The organism is Dyella jejuensis, from assembly GCF_044904675.1.
Taxonomy (GTDB): domain Bacteria; phylum Pseudomonadota; class Gammaproteobacteria; order Xanthomonadales; family Rhodanobacteraceae; genus Dyella_B; species Dyella_B jejuensis.
In genome coordinates this window covers 1-281 of sequence record NZ_JADIKJ010000111.1, presented here as the reverse complement: position 1 = coordinate 281, position 281 = coordinate 1, and the positions used below count along the sequence as shown (strand labels likewise).

Below are 281 nucleotides of genomic sequence, written 5' to 3'. Positions count from 1 at the left end.
ATCGACTTCCCGGAAGCCAGCAACGCATTATCTGAATTGCTTGTGGCAGGGTATCAAAAAAATCTGGAGAACGACTTTTTTGGGCTGACCAATGCGACCGTAGAAACCAAAGACATGATGCTTCTCTACGGAGAAACAGGGCTGCACTTCGACGGACACAGCCGAGGATCAATGACGATTGGAAATGCGATGGAGTCGATAGCTAGGATGTCTGGTTCACAGGGCATTCTCTCCAACACAACAGTGGGTTTCTTTGGCCCTGCTTACAACGCAGCTAAAGC

Annotated in this window: 1 protein-coding gene; it reads left to right on the top strand. The window is 49.1% G+C overall.

The window, feature by feature from the left end; translation table 11 throughout:
• A partial coding sequence (locus tag ISP15_RS18535) for a hypothetical protein (RefSeq protein WP_404549502.1) occupies window positions 1-281 on the top strand: 281 nt, incomplete at both ends.